The organism is Massilia phyllostachyos (assembly GCF_021044825.1).
GTDB lineage: Bacteria > Pseudomonadota > Gammaproteobacteria > Burkholderiales > Burkholderiaceae_D > Telluria > Telluria phyllostachyos.
Genome location: NZ_JAJNOC010000001.1, coordinates 26,989 through 49,893, shown reverse-complemented (window position 1 = coordinate 49,893; position 22,905 = coordinate 26,989). Strand labels below are relative to the sequence as shown.

At 62.9% G+C, this 22,905-nt stretch carries 13 protein-coding genes; 11 read left to right on the top strand and 2 right to left on the bottom strand.

Annotation, left to right across the window (positions count from 1 at the left end; genetic code table 11):
* Positions 1–107: 107 nt before the first annotated feature.
* Positions 108–752 carry a GIY-YIG nuclease family protein gene (locus LQ564_RS00155; RefSeq protein ID WP_269143380.1) on the bottom strand — a complete coding sequence of 215 codons (645 nt, stop codon included), beginning with the start codon at positions 750–752 and terminating at the stop codon, positions 108–110.
* Between the two features lie 654 nt (positions 753–1,406).
* A complete protein-coding gene (locus LQ564_RS00150) occupies positions 1,407–3,131 on the bottom strand; it encodes a sigma 54-interacting transcriptional regulator (protein ID WP_231056070.1) in 1,725 nt (574 codons plus the stop codon).
* A gap of 550 nt (positions 3,132–3,681) precedes the next feature.
* On the opposite strand from LQ564_RS00150, the gene LQ564_RS00145 reads away from it, so the two are divergent.
* From LQ564_RS00145 to LQ564_RS00095, 11 genes are all read left to right on the top strand, one after another.
* A complete protein-coding gene (locus tag LQ564_RS00145; protein ID WP_231056069.1) occupies positions 3,682–3,960 on the top strand; it encodes a hypothetical protein in 279 nt (92 codons plus the stop codon).
* A 28-nt stretch (positions 3,961–3,988) separates the two neighbouring features.
* On the top strand, positions 3,989–5,116 hold the full coding sequence (locus LQ564_RS00140; protein WP_231056068.1) for a glycine zipper domain-containing protein: 1,128 nt from the start codon (positions 3,989–3,991) through the stop codon (positions 5,114–5,116).
* A gap of 325 nt (positions 5,117–5,441) precedes the next feature.
* Positions 5,442–6,125: a vWA domain-containing protein gene (locus LQ564_RS00135; protein WP_231056067.1), complete on the top strand. Its 684-nt coding sequence runs from the start codon at positions 5,442–5,444 to the stop codon at positions 6,123–6,125.
* 8 nt (positions 6,126–6,133) lie between these two features.
* Positions 6,134–6,709 carry a hypothetical protein gene (locus LQ564_RS00130; protein WP_231056066.1) on the top strand — a complete coding sequence of 192 codons (576 nt, stop codon included), beginning with the start codon at positions 6,134–6,136 and terminating at the stop codon, positions 6,707–6,709.
* Positions 6,706–7,455, top strand: a complete 750-nt coding sequence (locus LQ564_RS00125) for a protein phosphatase 2C domain-containing protein (protein WP_269143379.1) — start codon at positions 6,706–6,708, stop codon at positions 7,453–7,455. The genes LQ564_RS00130 and LQ564_RS00125 overlap by 4 nt, the downstream gene beginning before the upstream one ends.
* Positions 7,448–8,890, top strand: a complete 1,443-nt coding sequence (locus LQ564_RS00120) for a protein kinase family protein (RefSeq protein WP_231056064.1) — start codon at positions 7,448–7,450, stop codon at positions 8,888–8,890. Before LQ564_RS00125 ends, LQ564_RS00120 begins: the two co-directional genes overlap by 8 nt.
* Positions 8,887–12,195, top strand: a complete 3,309-nt coding sequence (locus LQ564_RS25935) for a DEAD/DEAH box helicase (RefSeq protein WP_231056063.1) — start codon at positions 8,887–8,889, stop codon at positions 12,193–12,195. Before LQ564_RS00120 ends, LQ564_RS25935 begins: the two co-directional genes overlap by 4 nt.
* On the top strand, positions 12,192–14,285 hold the full coding sequence (locus LQ564_RS00110; RefSeq protein WP_231056062.1) for a hypothetical protein: 2,094 nt from the start codon (positions 12,192–12,194) through the stop codon (positions 14,283–14,285). The genes LQ564_RS25935 and LQ564_RS00110 overlap by 4 nt, the downstream gene beginning before the upstream one ends.
* Positions 14,286–14,288: 3 nt before the next feature.
* The gene (locus LQ564_RS00105; protein WP_503827146.1) at positions 14,289–16,673 is read left to right on the top strand and encodes a DUF8727 domain-containing protein; all 2,385 of its coding nucleotides are present in this window, start codon (positions 14,289–14,291) and stop codon (positions 16,671–16,673) included.
* On the top strand, positions 16,670–20,458 hold the full coding sequence (locus LQ564_RS00100; RefSeq protein ID WP_231056060.1) for a DUF2357 domain-containing protein: 3,789 nt from the start codon (positions 16,670–16,672) through the stop codon (positions 20,456–20,458). The genes LQ564_RS00105 and LQ564_RS00100 overlap by 4 nt, the downstream gene beginning before the upstream one ends.
* A 417-nt stretch (positions 20,459–20,875) precedes the next feature.
* On the top strand, positions 20,876–22,438 hold the full coding sequence (locus tag LQ564_RS00095; protein WP_231056059.1) for a ComEC/Rec2 family competence protein: 1,563 nt from the start codon (positions 20,876–20,878) through the stop codon (positions 22,436–22,438).
* Positions 22,439–22,905: the final 467 nt, after the last annotated feature.

Genomic DNA, 22,905 nt, shown 5'->3' with positions numbered 1-22,905 from the left:
CTGCTAGCTTGATGCCAGCTCATGAGGAAGTCGTCAAGTTTTTTACGGCAAACAATCGCTTCTGCCGCATTTTCGGCCTGCAGTTCCACCGTCCGCCTGAAAAATCTTTACTCTTCATCTCCAACGACGTAGATGCTGTCATAGATTTCCTTGAGAGTTCTGCCATTAAAGGTCCAGTATGGCGCAGGCTGTAGAGCATAGCCTTCAGGTAGGCCCTTTACCTTCCGAGTGGCCATAGTTAGCGAACACTGTGCCTCTTGGAACATGACCGTTTTCGGCCCACATACAGTAACTTCGTGATCACCTTCGAGGTAGACCAAGACGGAGCCAAGCGGTATGCCAAGCTCGACGAAATCCATCCGTGGACGGCGCGAACGCTTCAGCTCTTCTCCCGCTTGCAAGTCAGCTTGAGTGGCATCTGCCTCAATAGACTTCTCAAGTTCGTCGGTTATTTCCTCAACATGCAGGAGCTTGAGGATTGATACGATGCGATCTGGCTCGATGCGAAAAAACTCGCGCGTGGGGTTAATCCGCACCTGACCAAAGGCATGGTGCAGCGCTTTTTCCACTACTGACGCATCAGGAACTCGGCAGGCGAACACGCATTCAAATGGTACTGGAACTCCGGTACTGTATAGCTGCTTCATGCGTTGGTCTACTTCTTCCTGAGTTGTCTTACCGATCTTTACCAGCCCTGGCATTGCAGGGTTGGTTAGGACATAGACGATTTGAAGCTGTGAAAAGTTGGACATTGGCACAAGGGAGGAATCGTTCAGATAGCATCCTGCCATTTCCACGTTGCAAGATCAATACTAGCTTGGCTTGGAGGTCCAAGTCCGCTCTTGGCCTAGGCTGTTTAAAAAACGCGGTACGCGTGTTTTCAGGGGTATCTATAGCATTCTCAACCCCGAGAAACGCTATAGTGAGCGCTTTAAGAGGCTGACTCACAGCATCACTCCATCCGAGTCACGTTTTTACACAGCATAGCCCCAGAGCGGAAGCCGCTCTGTACAGCTCTCTATCTTTTGACGCTAGTTGTTGAGCACTGTTGCTTCTTGAGCTCCACCATGTCGTATTGCGTCGGATGGCTATAGTGCGAGCGCTCGTAGAAAGGGCCGAGGTCGGTTTCCTGTATTTCTCGTTCGTAGAGATCAGATGGATGGGGCTTTAAAGCCTGCGTATTGCCGTTCATAGTCTTAAGCAATTGTGCGACGTAAACTGTCGCATCCGGTTTGCCGTGACTGGGGAAACGGACGTTCCGAAGTCGGCAAAACGCCCCATCGACGCATTTGCGCCGACGAGCTCTTGACACTTGCAGCGCTAGTCAGGATTGGTTCTGTTAGCGCTGCAAATACAAGCCATTTCGCGGGCAAATTCGTGCTCGCGGAATGCTTGACTAGGGCGGTTCAGTCTGTCTGAATTTCCTTCATCTTGGCATTAAAGGTCCGGGGATTCATGCTTAACAGTTCGGCTGCCTTGGTTCCACTACCGGCGACTTTTTGGGCGGCGAGTAGCAGCCGCCGTTCCCATTCTGCGACCAAATTGGGGCCTGACAGTATGGCGTCCTTGTCGCGAATCTGGCGCAGGTGACTAGTACAGCGGGCAATGGTTGGCAGCTCATCCTCCAGCTTCGCTGACGACCCGACACGGACGCGGTCCGTATCGAGCTCTTCGTCACGCATCACGTTCAATTCCGTGTCCACCTGTTCGCGGCTGATCGACAATAGGCGGCCAGCCTGCAGCCCCCCTACCAGCAGGCGTCGCGCAAGCCGTTCCAGGTCACGATAATTGCCTTCCAGTCGCATGGAGCGCAAGGCACGCGCAATATGATGCTGGTGCGGGCGGAACTGCTCAAGGTAATCCCTGATGAGGGGGACTGTGCTGTCGCTCTTGACGACCAATTCTGGATCGCGTTCGACCAACTGCTCGCAGGCGCGGCGCACGACCGACTTCCAGATGTTTTCCAGGTCCTCACGACAATCGCGCAAGTCCGGCAGCTCGATGACCAGTTCCGAGATACGGTCCAGGAAATCTGGCGCCAAGATTTCCCGCAGCGCGCTGCGCGACTTGTTGGTGGCAGCAATCAGTCGGAAATTGGCCTTGATGGTTTCTTCGCCACCGATCTTGCGGAAGCTGCCATTGCGTTGCAGCGCTAGCAGCAGTGCCCCCTGCGCCTGTGGATCCATCCAATGGATTTCGTCCAAAAACACGCAATCGCCCTCGGCAAGTTGCAGCAAGCCTGTCCTGGCATTCAGGGCGGTGCTGTGGGAACCCTTGGCATAGCCGAACAGGCTAGCGCGCAGGATCGTTGGATCGCCGCGAAATTCCGCGCAGTTCATTTGAAAGTGCCATTCCTTGACGGACTTCACCTTTCGCTCGAGATAGTTCCGGCGCAGGCTTTCGGCGACCTGGGTCTTGCCCGAGCCGCGATTGCCGATGATCAGGACCGGGAACGGCACGCGGCCGTAGCGCTGCACCAGTTCGGCAACCCGACGCAGGCTTTCTGACTGGGCGTTCGCAATGCTCCACTCCTCAGCGCCGGGATGGACGTCGTCGCTCCTGGCCAGCTCGGCCAGTAGATTCCATTGCACCTCCTGCAGGACTTCGCCCGCTTGCCGTTTGTCCTTTGGAATGCCCTGATAAGCACGGACATTGTCGCCAAGAATACGGGCCTGCAGTGCGACGAGCATCACTGTCTGGGCCGCTGGCGTGCCGGGGCTGAGATTGACAACGATCTGTGCCGTTGGATGGGTACGCCGAATCATTGCCAGCGCTGGTGCGGTAAAGCGAAACAATTCCTGGTGGTTGGTCGGCGCGACATCCGTGTCCCAGTAGATCGTTTCTATTTCCGGGCCGTCGAACTGCCTTACCTCCCTGATCAGTTCCTTCGCCACATCCACTTCAGCCGCGTGGACTTCCCGTCCGCCGGTCTCGGGCGTAAGCCGGCGGCGAACGAACAGGTAATGCTTCTTGATCTGGCCTGCCACCGGAGAACCTGGGTTCAGCAAGAACTCCAGCGTCGGACCCACTTCGCGCTCGTTGTGTCGATAGCTATAGCTACCGTCCCGCTCGCGGCGATAGGGATCGTTATTGAACGACACCCAAGATACGCTGACTTTTTCAGGGCTCACAATCGTTATCCTTTATGTTGTTGTCGCTGTTGCTGCGGGGGCGGTGAGACGTGTTTCACTTTAGCTTGCTCCCTGCTTGCCATTCGTTGCTAGGTACAATGCGACACGCATCGGCACTGCACAGCATCTGGCGGTCGCAGCCTCCGCAAAGCGAGACGCCGTGAATACGACGCTGCCGTGATTGCGAACTTGCTTTATCGCCACTTTGAACAAGCAAGTTAAGGCACGCCCGCCGTTAATCGCGTCGCTGCGCTAGCAGGGTGTCGCCAGGTGATTCGTATGCGCAATCTCTATGCCAGGAATGATCTTTTGAAAAATCAATGGGTTATAGGCCAGAAAGCCGACCATCAAGAATCGGCTTGCCAATTATCTGGCAAAATTTTTCTTTTCGCAATAATAAGAATAAATTTGCTTGAAATAAGCCATATCTTGCTCTATCCGAGTCGCTCGAAAACTAGTGGAAGTGGTAACTAGTTGATTTAGCTGGACTTTTTTCGCTGGCACGCTTTTCTCTATATGTTGGGTAAGACCAACTAACTAGGGAAAGCAAATGAATGCGCGAAGCCACCGGGAAGTACGACAACAACAACGCGGTATTCCATCTGTGATTGTCGACTTGGTGTTGAAGTACGGCAGCCGCGAACACGACCATCGTGGTGGCGTTGTGAAGTACCTGGACCGCCGTGGCCGACAAGCGATCGAGCAACACATGGGTCGTGATTTCGTGAAGCGCTACAGCGACCAAATGGGCGTTTATGTCGTGCAAAGCGCCACCGATGGCCGTGTGATCACCTGTGGGCACCGCTACGCCAGGATCAATCGAAACTAACCAAGCGAACGAGGAGCAATTCAACATTATGGCCAACCAAAACAGCAAGAAGAAATACCGCATGCAGGGTGCAGAGACAGCGCATCTGGCGCAACGCCTGGGCGTCAACGACCAAGCCGCGATCGCCGAACTGAAAAAGCTGGCGGGTCGCGTCAACGCCATCAACGCGAGCAAGGCGGCGATGTCGCTCGATCAACGGGCCGGCTTCATTTTCGAGGAAGTGCACGCCGGTACCTTCAACGCAGCAGCGCGCAAAGCTGGCGACTTCAAGTCGACGGCGTTGACCGGTAGCACCGGCGGCTTTGCGGGTGACCCGCGCGTCGATCTCCGCGTGGTGCGGGACGGCAAGATCGTCGCAGAGGCACAGGCCAAGTGCTGTGGCAGCGCAGCACGCAGCGCGGTGTCCAGCGCCAAGCCCCAGTATGCAGGCACCCAGCGCATCGTGCCCGACGATCAAGTGCCGGCAGTGCGCGACATGCTCTCCAAGTCGGCCAAGGCAAAAGCCAGCTCGGCCAACCCGCGCATGCGCCAAATCGGTGCGAACCGCCAGGAAGCCGCTACCAAGGTGAGCGGCAAGCTGAAAGCTGCTGGACACGAGAGCAAGGCAGTCACGCATGCCGAGGCCCAGGTGCTGGCGTCCGGTGACACTTCCAGCATTACCCGCGTGATCGTTTCAGACACGCTGACGTCCGCTGCGTCCAATGCCGCCAAGTCCGGCTTGGCCGTCAGCGCGGCGATCAGTGCGGTGTCGAGTCTGTCCAAGCTGGCGAGCGGTGACATGTCCGCGAAGGAGGCAACCAAGGCGGTGGTAACGGACGGCGTGAGCGGCGCCGCACGCAGTGCCGCGACGGCTGTGGCTGCGGAAGGCGTGAAGGAAGTTGCCAAACGCGCGCTGTCGACCGGCGCCGCCAAGGCCTTCGTTGCCGGTTCCGGTCCGTTGGCGGTAGCGGGCTGCGCAGTCGAACTGGTCACCGATGCCTGCAAGGGCGAATTGACGGTTGGGAAGGCGGCGCGCAGTGCCACCCGTGCCGCCGGCGGCTGGGCCGGCGCGGAAGGTGGTGCGCTGGTCGGCAGCATGATTTTCCCAGGGCCTGGCACGGTCATCGGTGCCGTGATCGGCGGTATCGGCGGTTCGCTTTTGGGCGGCTGGTGGTAAGCGAAGGCCGTTCCCATCCTGGACGCGTTCGCCGTCGTTCAGGTGCGGATCGTCGCCCTTGCGTCGCAAGCGGCGGCGCCGCATACCGCTGAGCCACCTCGAAGAGCTTTCCCGTTCATGGCTCAGCGAGCCAACGGCCTAGCAAAAGCGGTCTCGGCCGGCTGGGCAGAAAGCGCCAATGTGCTGCGCAATGACCAAGGTGTTGCGATCACGACATACCGTGACCAGAATCTTTCGGACTTGCGCCAGGTGCCCCATTTTTACTAACTAAAGTTACTTTTAGACACTAGAATAGTTCCAAATTTTATTTCCTGGAGATAAATATATGTTTGACCCTTCCAAGTTCACTGTTGCCAAGGCGCGCCCCATCCCACTGTACCTGCTGCTCGATACCAGTGGCAGCATGAGCGACCAAGGCAAGATCGACGAACTGAATACGGCCGTGCGTACCATGCTGGCCGAGTTCGAGAAAGAACAGCAGCGTGAGACCCGCATCGACGTCAGCGTGATCTCGTTTGGCCACAACGGTGTGCAGCTTGAACTGCGCAACGTGGCGGCAGCCGACGCGCGGGCAAGCTACCGCGACCTGCCAGCGGATGGCCTAACGCCCATGGGCGGCGCGCTGAGAATGGCCAAGGCCATGATTGAAGACAAGGACGAAACGCCGTCGAACGCCTATCGCCCCACGATCGTCTTGGTTTCGGATGGCGAGCCGAACGACGAGTGGGAAGAAGCAATGGAAGCGTTTATCGGCAGTGGTCGCAGCAGCAAATGTGACCGCATGGCCATGGCCATTGGCGCCAGTGCGCAACGGGCGCCGCTCGAGCTCTTCCTGCAAGGGACTGAGAATGCCGTGTTCGACGCCAGCCACGCGGCCGGCATCCATGCATTCTTCAAGCAAGTCACGATGTCGATCTCGGTGCGCTCACGTGCCGCCAATCCGAACGCGCTGCCGCCGGCGCCGCCGCCGCCTGAGCTGCCGGACAACGGCGGATCGCTGTTCTTCTAGGCCTCGCGATGGACCAGCAAGCGTTGTACGTGGTTGCCGACTGTTCGGGCAGCATGGCGGAACCGGGCAAGACGGCCGTGCTGGCCAGCCTCGTATCGTATGTGCGCACCTGCGAGCGCCTGGGCACGTTGCCGGCCTGGTGCTCGCAAGTGAAACTGGTGGCGTGGTCGGACCAGGCGAGGCTGCTGGAACTAGCGCTGCAGGCGCCACTCCCGGCGCTGACGTGCGGCGGCCGAGCCGAGTCAGCGACCTTGTTCGCCCTGCTGATGCAGGACGGCGCGCGTACGGCGCGCATTTTGCTACTCTCCGACGGCGGTATAGACCCGGTCGGCCAGCGCGCCTGGCAGACGTGGCGCGCTGGGTACGCCGGCGGCGCCCCCGAATTGCGCGCAATTGCGGTCGGCGCCGATGCGACGCTGCCTGCACTCGAGGTATTGGTTGGCAAGGGCCGGCTGTTTGCCGCCGAAGACATCGGCGTTGCGCTGCACGACTGGGCCGCTCATCAAGAGGCGCCCCAGGCCGACCCTTGGTGCCTGGCTGACACCGTGCAGGCGGCTAGCATTGAGACGGACGACTGGGCATGAGCCAGGTGGCAGTCGCCCCCCTGGCGTGGCGTGGCTGGGGCGTATCGTGCATCGGACCTGGACACCGGCGCGCAAGCTTGCCCAACCAGGATGCCTGGCTGCTGCGCCACACGCTGCAAGGCGAATTGTTGGTCGTGGCCGACGGGCTCGGCAGCCGTGCCTTATCGCACCTTGGTGCGCGGGCCGCCTGCGCTGCCGCCTTCGAGGCACTAGCGCTGACCCAGGCAGGTGGCGGAGCACCAGACATCGCAATTCTGCTGGCGACCCTACATGCACGCTGGCTAGCGCGTGTCTGGCCGCACGATCCGCGCACCTGCGCCACAACTTGTCTGCTCGCGCTCAGGACCGGGCCGCATCTTATTCTCGCCCAACTCGGCGATGGCATGGTGCTAGCCGGCGGCGCCGGCACTGGTCCGGACTTCATGCTCGCTTCCACAGCGGATGACTTCAGCAACCAGACGGACTGTTTGCGCGACCGCCACGAACCGCAGTCCTGGCGCGCGGCGCAGCTCTGTGCAGCTGACTGGGGCGGTGTGCTGCTGTGTACCGATGGTATCGCCGCCGACCTCACCCCGGGGCGGGAGTCGGCCTTTGCGCACGCGCTATTTGCACAGACCCGCAACAGCAGCGCAAGGAGCCAGCGCCGCGAGGCGCGGCGCTGGCTGGGCGGGTGGCCAGTACCGGGACACACGGACGACAAGACAATCGGGTGTCTACTGGCGCCCAAGGAGAATAGCAATGCGTGACGATATGCGCTTGGTCGATGAATTCATGAACGTGTACTACAGTGCTGGCCGCATTGGCATTGGCGGCCAGGGCATGGTGCTGCGCACCCGCGACAGCGATATCGCGCTCAAGCTCCTGCTCGACTCGGCCGGTGCGCCGCTAGCCGACCCGCAAGCCCGCGCAAGCGCACTGGCACGTCTACAGCGTCTACGCGTACTGCCGCTGCCGCCAGGCTTGCCGTTGGCAGGGCCAGTCGCAGCGTTGCGAGACCAAGCCGGCTATGTGATGCGCTTGCTCGACGGCATGCGCTCATTCGAGGACGTGTTTGCCAGTCCGCTCGCAGCCTTGGCCGATGATGTCGTTCCCGCGTGGCTGGGCTTGGTCCACGCCAAGAATCCGCGTGCCGCTGCGCAACTGGCCGACTATGCGGTTACTGGCTCGAGCCGGGCACGGCTGTTACAGCTGGCTCGCTGCGCCGCCGTGCTGGCACGCTTGCACGCTGCCGGGGTGGTGTATGGCGACCTTTCACCGTCAAACGTGTTTACTGCTGGTGCGACAGCCGATAGCCCTGTATGGCTGATCGATGCCGACAACTTGCACTTCGACGGGGACCCTACAGCGGCAAACGGCTTCTTTACGCCGGGCTACGGCGCGCCCGAGTTAGTGCGCGGTGATGCGCCGCCATCATTGACCACCGACTGCCACGCGTTCGCGGTACTGGCATTCAAGCTGCTGTGTCTAGTACATCCTTTCATTGGACGTCAGGTAACGGAAGGCGGCTGGGATGCTGCTTGCGACCCCTACCAGCAGGCAGCACGTGGCGAACTGCCGTGGATCCACGACGCAGACGACAGCAACCGCGCCGACGACGGACTGGCGCCGTCGCTGACTTGCAGCGTGCCTTTGCAGCGACTGTTCCAGGAGTGCTTTGGTCCAGGACGGATTGCGCCTTGGCGGCGGCCGGCGATGGCGCATTGGCCTGCGGCGCTGGCGGCCAGTGCCGACTGCAGCATCGACTGTACTGGCTGCGGTATGTCTTGGTTCGCGCTGGAGTTTGCAGCCTGCCCCTATTGCCAGCAACCGCGCCCGCGCCTGCTGCGCCTGGAAAGCAGGCAGTGGCCCGACACGCATTCGGCAGCCTGGACCTTGCTGCTGCCGTTGGACGCCTTGCAGTCCCCGGTGGCCTTACCGGCGCGCCTGTTCCAGCCATTCAGTCCAGCGGGGTTCGACGAACCGGTGCTGTCATTGCAGGCCGAAGAAGGCGGCTATCGGCTGCGCCGTACGGGTGCGGCCGGGCCACAGTTACGCATTGCACGTGCGAACGCGCACGGCGGGCGCTTCGAGGCGTTAGACAACTTCCACCTCGACGTGTCCGCGTTGGCCGGTGAGGTGGCGATACTGGCCGTGGGGGCGCCTGCGCGCCTGGTCCGGCTCAATTTCATGGAGGCGATGTGAAATTCGAAGAAATGCTGGCCCAGTCCAAACTGCAGTGCTGGGGCGATATCGGGGGCCGCGATGCCATGCCCGCGCCAGGCCCGGTCGAACTGCATATTGGCGAGCGCGCGGGCGAGATCGTGCTTGCCCAGGACGGCCGGCTGGCGTACTTTGTCGCGCAAGAACCGGGCATGGCAGGACGCTTGGAGCAGGTGTTGTGTTCGGGGGCGGCCGTGCTCGCGCGGGTGGTGATGGTCAAGGAGCGCGCGCTCCAGCTTGCCTTACGCATCTACCACGGTGGGCTGCATCAGTTCGCCGAGATCGATATCGCTTTCGACGACGCTCAAGTCACGGCCTGCGAGCGCTACGGCATACGCGGCGGCCAGTCCGACGAGATCCTCCGTAAACTCGAGTCGCGTATGTTGTACCGCGCGAACACCGACAGTGACGCGCGGTTCGTCATTGAAGCGCTGCCGGTGCTCCCCGCAGGGAGCGATCCGGATCAACTGCTCGAACGCGGTTTCATGATGCTGGGCGCTGGTATCCAGCTCGAAGTGGCGCTGCGCGAGCGCGACGACGCCGAACCGATGTTCGTGGCCCGCCGCCTGACGTTGGTGCGCAACACTCGGGCCGACAGTCTTCGCTTGGCCGGCGCGCGCGTACGTTTCGTCGACCACACGCGGCTCGGCCAATTGCGACCGCTGGCACGCGCAGCGATGGCCCAGTTGACCCAGGGCCCGGGCAGTTATTTTCGCGCCTGGGATGCCTATGGCAGCATGGAAGGCGACATGTTGTTGCAGCGCGCACGCTTGGTGGGCAGCCTGCGGCCAACGACAATCGAAGCAGTGCCAGGTGGTACCCGCTTCTTCATCGATGGCGGGATTGCCCGCGAAGTCGTCGACGAGCTGGACCAGGTGGACGTGGTGACCGAGCCACCGTCCTACTTGCGCGACCCGACCCTTGATTGGGACGCATATTGCGAGGAACAGGCCGAACGCAAGCCGGCAGAGGAGACGCGCATCCACACCGCCAAGGTGCGCGAGATCACGGCTCACTACGTCACCCTGGAATTGGCTTTCCACGCTGGGCTGGCCGATGCCTACCTGGTGCTGTCGATGACCGGCGACCTCGAGCAAATTAAGAGTCGCCGTACGGCGCGCGAACGCATTCTCGCCGGCCGTAGCGCAAACCCGATGCTGGGCCTGTTGATCGAGCGCGATGGCAAATTGCCACGTGCCACCCGACCACCACGTATCGAACCCCTCAGCCCCGACCCCGCGCAGCGCGCCAAGGTGTTTCGGAAACCACCGACAGAACGCCAGTTGGCGGCGATTGAACTGGCGCTCAATACGCCCGACATCATGGTGATCCAAGGGCCGCCGGGGACGGGCAAGACCACCGTGATCACGGCGATTATCGAGCGCCTCAATGAAGTGCGCGACAAGCGCGCCCCCGCCAAGGGACAGGTATTGCTGACGGCGCACCAGCACGATGCGGTCGACAACGTTCTGAGCCGCTTGAAGATCGATGGCCGACCGGCGATCAAGTTCGGGACTCGGCGCGGGGCCGACGCCGATGCCGCGCCGGCCAGCGTCGACGGATGGAGCGACGCGGTGATGGCGGCGCTGCGCGCGGCCCACCCTGCGCTGCGCCAGTCGGAGCTGCAACTGGAGCTGGCGCGACAGGCCAGCAGCTACTTGGCAGCGCCGTCCCTGGCACGCGCGGTAGCGCTGCTACGGCACATCGGCGGCTTGCCGCCCCAGGTACTGGACGCCGAGTTGGCGCAGCAGAATCGCGACTTGCAAGCGACGATCGGCGACGAACTGCAAGGCAGCGCCCTCGATGACGGCGGCCGCGCACGCTTGTTGCGCACACTGCATGGGCTGCGCACCAGCGCCGCTGGCTTCGCTGACGACGGCCCGGCCGGCGTAGCGGCGCTCCTGCACGCCTGTGGCGATGAGCTCGACGAGGCCGACGCCGCGTTGCTCGAGCGCGCGCTGAGTTGGCCGGTGGGTGCGACGCCATCGTTCCTGGATGCGTTGGAGGCACTCAAGACTCGCTTGCTGGCACGTCATTGCCGACCGCCGCCATTTCGCTTCGACAAGCCGCGCGATGACGTGCTGACACATTTGGCGGCGGTCTCGCGCGCGCTGGAGCAGCACGAACGCGCCAGCGGTGACCCGGTGGCCGCGGTGCTGGCCGACTTCGTCCATGAACTGGAAGGGAATCCAGGCGCCGCGCCCGAAGCGCTGGCCGAATACAGCTTCGTATTCGCCGCCACGTGCCAGGGCACGGACCGCAACGCGATCCGGCGCGCCAAGCGCAGCATGGCAAGCCGCTTCGGTGCCGATCCCGAATACGATACCGTCATCATCGACGAGGCGGCCCGGGTGAGTCCGCGCGATTTGTTGATCCCGATGGCGCAAGGCCTGCGCCGCATTATCCTCGTGGGCGATCACCGCCAGTTGCCGCACATCGTCGAGGAAGGCATCATTCGCCAACTCGAGACGGACGCGGGCGACACCACGATGTTGCAACAGAGTGCGTTCCAGTACCTGCGCGAACGCGCGCTTGAGCTCGAGAAGCGAGACGGTATCACCCGTACGGTGACGCTGGACTGCCAGTACCGTATGCATTCACTGCTCGGCAAATTCGTCAGCAAGCAGTTCTACGACGATCATGGCGAGGGCTTCGGCTCGCCCGACGACGACGCGCCGTACGCCCATGCCTTGGACGGCGCCGCCGGCTATCCGTTGGCCTGGCTCGAGGTCGAGCACGGCGCCGGTCCGGCGAAACAGCGTCCACCGTCGAGCTGGTACCGCAAGGCTGAGGCCGAGCGGATCGCGGAACGACTCCACGCATGGATCGAAAGCGACGAGGGCAAGGCCCGCAGTTTCGGCATCATTACGTTCTATCGAGCGCAGGTCGACACCCTGCTAGAGGCGCTGGGTGCCTATGGATATGCACAGCGGACTCCCTCTGGCGAATGGGCGATCGTGCCCGATTACCGGCGCAAGATCGGCGACGCCGAACACCTGCGGGTTGGCACGGTCGACGCCTTCCAAGGCATGGAGTTCGACGTCGTGTTCCTATCCACCGTGCGCAGTCCAGGCCCACCGCGGCGTGACCGCTCGGTGCCAACTGCGGCAGGGCTGTTCGGCCGCCTGCAAACGGTGTCGCTGCAATGCGTGGCGCTCAGTCGCCAAAAGCGCCTGCTGGTGGTCGCAGGCGACTCCGGCTTGCTCGAGCATCCACTTGCGCCACAAGCGGTGCCAGCCCTACATGCGCTGCGCGCCTTGTGCCGCACCGAAGGAGTAGCGCTGTGAGCCCGCCCCGCATCCTTTCCACCAAGCCCGACCTGCGCGGCATTGATGTCGCTGCCAGTCAGGTACTGCTATGGCCCTGCCACATGTTTACGGTGGCGCTGCCGAAGCGGCAAGTGCGTACGCTGAACCTGTTCGAGCACACGGTCCTGCGCTTGGCGCGCGTCGGCTGCAACGATGCCGGCCGGATCGCCGAGCTCATTTGCCTGGACCAACATACCGTGAGCGCGATCCTGCGACGACTGGTTGGCCTGCGCTACCTCGACCAGGGCCTGCGTTTCCTGCGCGATCCGGACGAAGTCGCGTCTGCTAGCGAAAACGGTTGGGAGAGCGCGCGCGTGTTCGTCGACTTGCTCGGCGGACGCCTGCTGCCCCATCTGTACTATGACACGCCGGCCTATGCCGAATGCCTGCGCGATGATGGCAGCAGGTTCCAAGGCGAGCGTGGCCCGATCGAAGCACGGGTCTTGCGCTGGAACGCCGAGCAGCGCACGCGCACGCCTAGTGCGCGCGAAGTGCATGCGGTAGCGCGCATCCAGGCTCGCCGTAGCGGTGGCCGCAGCGCGACCGCAGACGTCGCCGTATCGACGGCTGGACAGGCGATTTCAGTGCTGGACAGTCCTGACCTCGTCTATCTCGCGACCAACGCGGTACTGCAAGCGGGCAATCATGAGCACATTCTCCTAGCAGATCCTTTCGGCCATGGCGCTTGTGGTACCTTGGCCGAGGTCTTTCACTTGGCGCGCGGCAACGACGAGGCGGTGCGCAAGGTGGCGGCTGGCTTGCTGGGCGAGGCGCGCATTGGCGGCCGTGCTGCGCAGGCCGGACGCGGCAACATGCGCGCCGCCACTGGCCGCTGGCCGCAGGTGGCGCGCTACTATGGCCAGGCGACCAAAGCGCTGCAAGACGCAGCGCGTCCAGTGGCCAGCAGCGAGGATGCGCGCGATGCCGCGCGTGCCACCGGCACCTGCCTGCGCAAGTTGTACGACGCGCTCGAACACACCCTGCACGGCTTGGTGCGCGAATACCCTCCAGGGCCCGGCCTGCGTGCGCTGCTGGCTGGCCAGCCGGCGCCGGCCAACGGTGCGCAATTGCTTGCCTATGCCACACAGTTGGGCTTGCACGCTGGGCCCGTCCAGCAGCGCCTGTTGCTGGTCCACCCAGGCAAATTCCGTGGCGAACTGCAGGTCGAACTAGCGCCGCTGCTGGCACTGAACCTGGCGGTGGCCTGCGCCGAGCGGGATGGCAGTCACCCGTTGCGCTTGCTGGCTGAGTCGCATCCCGGCTGGCTCGGTTTCCTGACCCGGCTGAAGACGATCCGCGACAACGTCGCGCACGGTGGTAGCGTCGAGGCCATGCAGCCCGACGCGCTCGCGGCCTACCTGGCCGAAGTGGGCGCCATGATCGAGCTGATGCTACCCGGCGGCACGGGCACCGGGGCCGGCGCGTCGCAAGCAAGTGACGTCGATGGCACGCCTGAGCGTTGGCGTCATCAAGCACGCTTGCAGGCAAGGCTGGACGCCAATACCGCGCTGGCGCCGTCGGCGCTGGATCGCTTGCCGGAGCGACTGGCCAAGGCATGTATCGAGCTCGAACTGGTGTTCGACGCTGCCGGTGGCGAGCACGGCCAAGCCGCGCCAACCGCGGCCGATGGCGCGGCGGTCGTCGGCGCACTGGCCAGCATGCTGCAAATGGCGCTCGAGGAGTGCTTGGCGCTGTTGCCACCGGCACCAAGGCTGGCGCCCGACGTCGACCTGCGCGCCCTGGCGCGCGAGCGCGCCGTGCGCGCCGGTTTCGACCTCGCCGGGGGCCAGTTGCCACCAGCGCTGGGGAGAGTCAATCCGGGCCGGCTGGGGGCAGCCCTGCGCGGCCAGTCGGCCAGTCTGCAGTGCGCCTGCATGGCGCTGCTGCTCACGGCCGAGTTGCCTTGGCTGGAAGGCTTGGCACGGCGCCTGCCTGCACTAGCGCGCCTCGCGGGCGAACTGGCGGCGCTGCGGCGCCACGGCTACTTGGAACACGATATCGCGCGAACGGAACTCGTCCGCCTGCGCAAGCAAACCTACGACAGCATTCCTTATTTGACGGAGACTTGATTGATGGGCAAGAACAGACACCAGGGCGGCAGTGGCGCATTCGGCGTAGCAGGGCCCGTGCCGGCCAACCAGATCCAGGCCGCCGGCGCTGGGCTAGCCGACGGGCCGGGGCAGGCCGCCGCGGCCTCGCTCGAACAGCGCGAGCGCGAGCTGGCCGACTGGGCGCATGCTTTGGAGCAGGAAGCGGCGCGCCATATCGAGCGGGTCGGTGCATGCGACAAGCGCGAGAAAGCGCTGCTCGCGCGTGAAGCCGGGTTGGGGCAGCAGGAGCAGGCGCTGGCGACGCAATTGGCGCAGCAGCAGGCCGAGTTGGCGGCGCGTACCCGCGCGCTGCAGGAACGTGACGAGCGTATCCGGCGCGCCGAGGCCGAGCGTGACGCCGGCTACGTCGAGCAGCGCGCACGCCAGGAAGACGCACTGATGGCGCGCCACCAGCAACTGTTGACGGCAATGGAAGAACAGCTGGCAGCCGGCCGTGCCGAGCGCTTGGCTGCACTCGAGCGCGAGGTGGGCGACGCACGCGCCGAGCTGGCCCGGCACAACGACGCTGAGCGCGCGCGGCTGGTACAGCGCGAAGAAGCCTTGGGTCGCCATGAGCAGGCCGTTGAAGATGCGCGTTTGGCGGTGCATCGCGACCGGATTCGGCTTGACGCCGCGCTGGCCAGCCTCGAACAAGAACGCGCCAGTCTCGAACAAGAAGCCGAGCGCATGGCCTTTGACCGGGTCGCCAGTGCGGAGGCGCAGCTCGCCGGCGCGCGCGCAGAAAACGCCCGCCTGCTGGCGCTGATCGACGGCCAGCGCCGCGATGGCGACCGCTACGCGGCGCTGGCGCGCCAGCTCGGCGGCCTTGATGCCGCCCTGGTCGAGCAGCAACTGGCTGAGCTCCACCAGCGCAACGAGGGGCTGGTGCGGGAACTCGCGGCGCGCCCGAGCGAGCAGGTGCTCGCCGACCTGGCGCGCATCCGCCAGGAGCGCGACGCCCTGGCCGAGCAGCATGCGCGCAGCGAGGACGAACTGGCCCGCTTGCGCGACGCTGGCCTGCAGGTGTCCTCCCTGAAGCACCTGGCCGGCAAGTACGAACTCGATAACCGCCAGCTGAAGGACAACATCGATCTGCTGGAGGCGGAGAACCGCGGCCAGCGCGAGAAGCTCAAGCGCTTGGGTGCCAGTTTCGCCACGCCGGAGGAACGCGAGGAACGCGTCGCCAACGTCCGCCGCCCGCTGTCGCAGTTTGCACGGGTGCTGCCGCGTCTACAACAGAGTGAAGTCGATGAGATGGCCTGGCTGCAGGCCATTCACCAGAGCTGCGCCGCGCATGGCCTGCACTTCGAGCGCCGCATTCTCGATGCCTTCCATACGGCACTCAAGACCGCCGAGTTCTCGCCACTGACCGTGCTGGCCGGCGCCAGCGGCACCGGTAAGTCCGAGTTACCGCGCCTGTACGCCCATTTTGGCGGCATCAACTTCCTCAACGTGCCGGTGCAGCCGAACTGGGACAGCCAGGAGTCGCTGCTGGGGTACTTCAACTCAATCGATGACCGCTTCAATGCCCAGCCGCTGCTGCGCCTGCTGGCCCAGGCCCAGGAAGCGCCGCGCGACGATTATCCGGGATTGAATGACGCGCTCAACCTCGTGCTGCTCGACGAAATGAACTTGGCCCACGTCGAAATGTATTTCGCCGATTTCCTGAGCTTGCTGGAGACACGGCGTTCGACGCAGCGCGACAGAGTGCCAGCGCTGGAGGTCAAGCTGGGCGCCAACATGCCGCCGTATTCTTTGCAACTGGGCCGCAATGTGTTGTGGGCCGGTACCATGAACCAGGACGAAACGACCAAGTCGTTGTCGGACAAGGTGATCGACCGTGGTTTCATCCTGCATTTCCCGCGTCCGCTCGAATTCCACCGCCGTGCCGAACTAAAGGCCTTACCGGAGCGCGGCGCGGACCTGTTGCGCACCGAAACCTGGGGACGGTGGGTGAAGTTCCGCAGCACCTTCGACGAATCGGAAATCGGACCATTCCGCGCCTGTGCCCAACGCATCAACGATGCCATGGCCGGCGCCGGGCGCGCGCTTGGGCACCGGGTATGGCAATCGATCGAATACTACATGGCTAACCACCCGCAAGTACTGGCGGCCCAACGTGCTGGCGATGCCGATGAACTGGCGCGCAAGATGCACCTGGCGTTCGAAGACCAACTGGTGCTCAAGATCATGCCGAAGTTGCGTGGTATTGAGACCCGCGGCAACCCTTGCCTGGGCCGAATCCGCCAAGAGATCGCCGATGGCGGCTACGCCATCTTGGCCGACTTCGACCGCGCGACCGAGATAGGCTATGGCCAGTTCATCTGGAGCAGCGCCGATTACCTGACGACGAGTGAGCAGGCGTGACAACCCGATTCACCGTTAGTGCGGCCGAGGCCCAGTATCGATGTATCGCCACCGGTGGCGTGGGCGCCGAGCGCGAGCGCGACCTGCTGGCCCTCCGTTCCTGGCTTTCCGGGTTGGCCGACGTTGATGCTCGCAGTGGCCGCGCGCTGCCGCAGGGCTGGTCCGCCTTGTGCCGGCGAGCAGCCGTACTGCCGGCGCCGGGCGCCGCGCCGTGCGACCGCCTGCGCGCGATCGTCGACCACGTCGCTGCCGCGCTACGCCACGTGCTGGGGCAGGCGCGCCAGCGCATCGTGCGTAGCCACGCCGTGGTGCCGCTGCATGCCGCGCGTGAACTCGACAGCGTAAGTGTTGCCTGGCTAGCGCGCCAGAACGGGCGCACCGTGCGCGAAAAGCTAGCCGGCAAGCCGGGCGTGATGGCAGTGCGGCGTGAGGCGTCGCTTGACACCCTGGAGAATCGCTTACTGGCGGCCTTTTGCCGCCGCCTCGAGCCGCTCCTAGTCGCGCGCTGTGCGGCGTTTCGCGATACGCGGGACGAACAAGATTTGCTGGATCGCCTGCGCCGCTGGCTGCGCGAGGACGGCGCCGGGGTCCGTGACTGGGCCAATGTACCGCCCAACAATGTCCTGCTGCAGGACCGGCACTACCGCAAGATCTGGGACGGCTGGATGGGACTGCAGGCGCTCGATGCCGGGGTCGAACGTGATGCCGCGTGCCAGGCTGACGACTGGCTGGAGTTATTACGTTGGAAGCTGGTCGCGGGGCTACAACTGGCCGGCCGGGTGCGCTTCCCAGAGCAACCTTGCCATGTGATGCTGGATGACTTTGGCGTGCTCCCCGAGCGCGGTGCATTGCTGTCCGGCCTAGTGCGAGACCAGAACGCAACGGAACGCGCCAAGGGAAAGGTGGTTTCGCTCGGACAGGGCCAAGCGGGCGGTTTCGGCTTCATTGGCGGTCCGGATGGCAGGGTGTACTTTAACCACCGAGCGCTGCGCAGCCCGCTCGACTATCCTGCGCTGAAGGTCGGTACTGCAGTCAGCTACGCCCTGCGTGCAGACGGCAAGGCGGCAGAGGTAGAGATTGACCGATCCTCGCAAGGGGCGGCGGTGCGCCGCTTCGAAGTCCAACCCGTGACAGGCGGCTTTGACTTGACGCTCGGGGACAGCACCTTGCAAGTGCGCCTATCTCTAATGTCAGCCGCTGCGGGCACGGTGAGGATCGGGAAGGAAGAATTCGCGATCGACAGCCTCAGTTTGTTTGCCGCCGAGCGCATCGTGCAACGGTTGCTGGCTGCCCTCGCGACCAAGTCGGAGCCGCTCGAAGTCGCTCAGGCCCCGGCCCAATGCGAGCCCGCTACTGCCGCGGTGGTCGATTTATCCGAGCCTTGGCCGGCCTGGACCGCAGGCGGCGTAGGCGGGCGACTGCCGTTTCGCTTGCTGCGCCAATACTGGGCTAGCGCGGTGCACGGCGAGATTGCACTCGACTTGGGTGATGCAACCGCGATGAGCTTGTGCACTGATGCTCCGCTACTGGCGATGAGCGACGTGATCCAGGGACGCGGCGACGCCGGTGGCCGCCGCGACGAAGCAGCGCTGGCCTTTGCCACCAGGCTGGCCAGCTTCTTCGGCAAGGCGCCGCTGACCTACCTGACACCCGACGCCATCGACGATTTCGCGCTTGGCGCCGCGCGGCGCGGATTAAACGCCCGCTTCGAGCGCGCCGATCCGTTGCCGCGCAGCGTCGCTGCATTATTCGATTGGCTCGGTGCGGAACACGGCGGCAAACCTGTCGCCGCCGACGACTACGTGCTAGTGCTTGACCACGTAGGCGAGATGGTGACAATCACGCCGCTGCAGGCGCGGCGCGCACCGAAGCTCGACCAGCGAGTGCCGCAGATGCGCGGCTTGGCCTGGGAACGCTTGGATGTGCTCGAGGTGCCGAATGCGGCGGCGTTCGAGAGTCTCGCAGCTGGAGCGCTGCAGCGCCAGCGCTGCCGCGCCAGCGACCAGCTCGGCGCCTGGAGCGCGGGACCGGACGCACAGCCTGGGACTGCGGCGTCATGGGAGACGAAGCCCGGTGAATGGTTCACGGTTGCCAGCCCTCTCGAGGCGCCGACGCTGCAGAAGAAAGCGCTCCAGGATGCCTTGGTCCAAGCCAAAGCCGGGATTAGGCGCGGCAATTGCGTGGCGCTGGTGCTTGCCTGCGGCGCTGATGGATTGATAGCGCCACTCGCAGCGGCGCTGGTGCGCGACGGCTGGCCGGCGTGGCCGGCATCGAGCCTGGTCGGCGGCGCGGCGCGCCTGCTCACATGGCGCGAATCCGCCGCGGACGAGCCGCTGTGGTACGAACGTCTGCCCGACCTGTCGATCCGGGTCCCGGCCGCTGGCCGTTACCAGCGTTTCCATCTGGTGCGCGAAGGCCGGATCGAGCCGCGCCGGGGCTTGCGCCAGATGATCCCCGTCGACGAAGTGTTCACCCTGCCAGCAGGTCAGGCCGTGCTCGAACTGCCGCTGCGCCAGGGCGCGGCGAGCGAGGCAGGCAAGGTGTTGGCTTACCGCTTGCGCCTTGCCTCGCCTGCGTTCCCACTACGCGTGGACGTGCCAGCGCGGCTGCAGCTCGAGTTCAGCTATGGCAGCGATGATCCCTACCAATTGCGCTTTATTCCCTGCGATCCGGCGAGCGCCGGTTTCGCCGCAGTGCGCGCAACCTGGGTGGCTGCGGACGCCGAGGCACTGGCTGCCCAAGTGCCGGGCGCGCCACCGCTACGCGGTTGGCGCCAGCTAGAAGACCATTGGCGCAGTCCTGAACTGGCGCTACTCGACCAGAGACTGAGCGCGCTGTATCGCGCTACCGAGGCGCTGCGCAATGGTGGCTACCGTAAAGAAGCGGTGCGCGACGTGATCAAGCAAGTGCGCACCCAGGTGCGGCGCCTCATGCTCGACATCTGGTCGGGCGGGCGTTCGGTCGCCGACCGGGATTGCCCTGCCAAGTTCGCCGAAACCATCAGGGCATGCGCCCCCGTGCTGGCGCGCATGAACGACGTGCTGTGGGATGACTGCACGGCACATCCCCATGTGCGCGACCTGGCGGTGGAGTACATGTTCATTGTATGCAGCCTGCGTGTCGATCTGCCGCCAGAAGCATGGCCCACGGTCCGCGCGCAAGTCGATGCCTGCTTCGCCGAGCGCCGACTGCTTGACCGCGGGCGCTTAGCGATCGCCTGCCTGCTGGGATGTCCAGACCAGGCAACGCAGCTGTTGCCGCGCCTAGTGACAGCGTTGGACGGGGCTGATGCCCCCACCCAAGCCATCGTACTCGATCTTCTTAGCATCGCGCTGTGGCGCGCTCCCGCGCTGGTCCTCATGTTCGATGCGGGCCAGGTGCGCCACGCCAGTGCTGCGCTGGCTGCGCGCCTGCACAGCGTCGCTAGCAAGATCGAGCGCAGCGGCGCCGTGTCATCTGAACTGGCCGCCGAGTTACGTACTTGCCTCGAGGTACTGCTTGCTTTGTTGCGTACGCGTGCGGTACCAAACCCAGCAGTGGCGCGGCTGCTCGCCGTCGGCGCGCCGGCCGTGTCGCAACTTGCGGCCGTGCTGGAGCGAATCGAACCACTCGTCTGCGTGCCGGGAGTAGAGCTGCATCCGCGGATCGCCTTCGAGTTGAACAAACCAGCAGCGCTCGATGCCACGCCAGACCTGCTGTACCTAGCGAACCTTTACCTGCTGGGCGAATCCGGGCTCGGGCAGATCCGCATCACCGGCACCGTGGACGAGGAGGGCGAGGGGTAACGGCAGCGCCGTGGTGGCTCAAGCCAACCACGGCCATTCTTTATTTTGATTCGCGTTTCGCGCAATTGTGTTGAGCCGTCCGCGACCTAAGTAGTCAGGAAAAACTTACTATGAATTCCTCCCGAAACCTTTTATCAAGGATTGAGTTCCGGCGAGCAGTGCCGCGCCGTCCATGGCGACGAAACGACTCCAAAAGTACTTAGCGTGCTCCAGACGATCCCAATAAGGTTGAGTTCCGGACTTTTTCTCCATCGCCTAGCCTTTGTGAATAGCCGCGTTGTCGAGCAACACTTTCCGTTGGCACCGACTGCAACTGGTCGGCGATCTTTGGAAGAACTACTTTAGTCTTCACAAAAATATTTGTCGAATAGGAAATGTCGGACTACCATCGAGATTTCTTGATGGCAGGTCGATGATATGAATCGCTATTTTTCCCCAGAACCGATGCTACAGTGGGATCGGCCGCCTGTGCCAAGCCAGGCCTACGGGAATGTCGAAAGTGTTCGGATCAATGCGAAGAAGGGTGTCGCCACCATCAGGCTGCATTTGATCGATGCGGACTGGCTGATGCAACGAAGAAGCGACCCACTTTTTTCTTTGGACGATCCCGATGGTATCGAGAAAAGCTGGATTAGATGGTTGACCGGACCAGTGGGGCGCCGGGCCGACCCAATGGCGGTCGTTCCGCTTTCGACGCTGCAAGCAGATATACCATTCGATTTGATTCGGTGGGCCAAGGCATTGCGCGTGCATGGGCAATTCAACGACGATGACGATCGTACCGATGCCATCATTGGCGCGATCCACAAATTATGGTTCCTGGTACGATTCGACGACCTCTCTCTGATGGCGAGAGGACGCACCGGCATGCTTTACCAAAGCATCGTCGATGCCGGCGTGCCAGTCGCGTTCGCGGCCAAAACGGTAGGCGGAAAAACTGCAAAGGCGTTGACGAATCTGTCGTCGATCAGCGGCTGTACAGTCCTGAGTTCGTCAGATCTGCAGAGCTTCGTCGCGAGCGCGCGTGCTGATTATCTAGGTGCATTCGACGTCGGCCAAGCTAACGCGGTCGCCTTGTGTAATGTCGAGCGGTCGCAACAGCGACCACGTGCCGTATGGCCGTCACTCTACGTCGACACTGGATTGCCGATCCAGTCACAATTGCATACGGCATCAATTCCTATTACGCTGTGTTTTGGCCAGTCGCCCAACGTGATTCTCACGCACTGGCACGACGATCACGTCAGTGCCTACCGCTGCGTCCCTGCGGGATCACTGTCCGGACTGGATGTGGACTGGATTGTACCGGATGGTGGCGTTACGGTTCACCAAAAGACAATCGTGACATCCATCATCGGCAATGGTCGCAAGGTGTATCGTTTTGCCGCCGGCCAGACCCTGACGGCTGGGCTGCACTCGCATCATACGATTACTCTAGTCCGCGGTAATGGCAGCCAGCCCAACACTCATGGCATCGTCGCCCAAGTGACCCAGGTACCCCAAGTGGAAACCGCTCCACCATACCGAAGCTGGTTGATTGCCGGGGATTGCGATTACAGATACATGCCGCCAGTGCTTCTGGCTGCTGATCTGGCCGCAGTCGTCGTACCGCATCATGGTGGCAACCTGAAGGGTAGCGGCAGCAGTGGTGCCCCAGCTGCGTCGATAACGTCGAAATATAAACGGCTGGTCTATTCCTTTGGCCATGGCAACAGTTATGGTCACCCGACCGCGGCATGTTACTCGGCCCATCATATGGCCGGATGGCTTCATCCACCCGGAGCACCTCCGTTGACATCGAACGTAAGTGGAAACGATGTGCTGATCACGGCAGTCGTTGGAGGGGCGGCACGCGTGAGTGGCGCACTAGTTGGTTGGCATCACCCGCCTAAGCACCACTTTGTAAAATGTGTTCTACCCTTGGGTGCAGCGCCGCAATATGGCTGTACGACGTGCAGTTGCGCCTTGCACCAAATATAAGGCGATTGCGGCCTGAGTTACTGGCCGCAATCGAAAAACCCTGATAGCGCATCGGCGATACCGGGGCCGACGAACCTAAGCTTCCGCATATCAATATTTTTATTTTCGCCTTTACAGTTCTGAACTCAATCGCATCTAAATTTGTGGAAGCACGCCGTGTATTCTGGCGCCGCTATGTCGCCATGAACGGGGCCGACTTGCTCAACAAGCTTCAGTCCCTAATAAAGGTTTCGGCAGCGAATTCACGATAAGTTTTGCGTGACTACTTAGGGCAGATTAAACGAGTAGGAGATTACGTCGCAGCATAAAGCTGGCTTCTCCGGCCGGTCTAGCTGGGCGTCTACTATCGATCTCCGCATTGCGTTATGAGTCTTTGTTTGCTATTGGCCGATAGGCGGTGATCGGAATAGCTCAGTGCATAATTTTATTGCCCCTCTGGACAGTATGTATTTTGTTAGGGGCTCTTT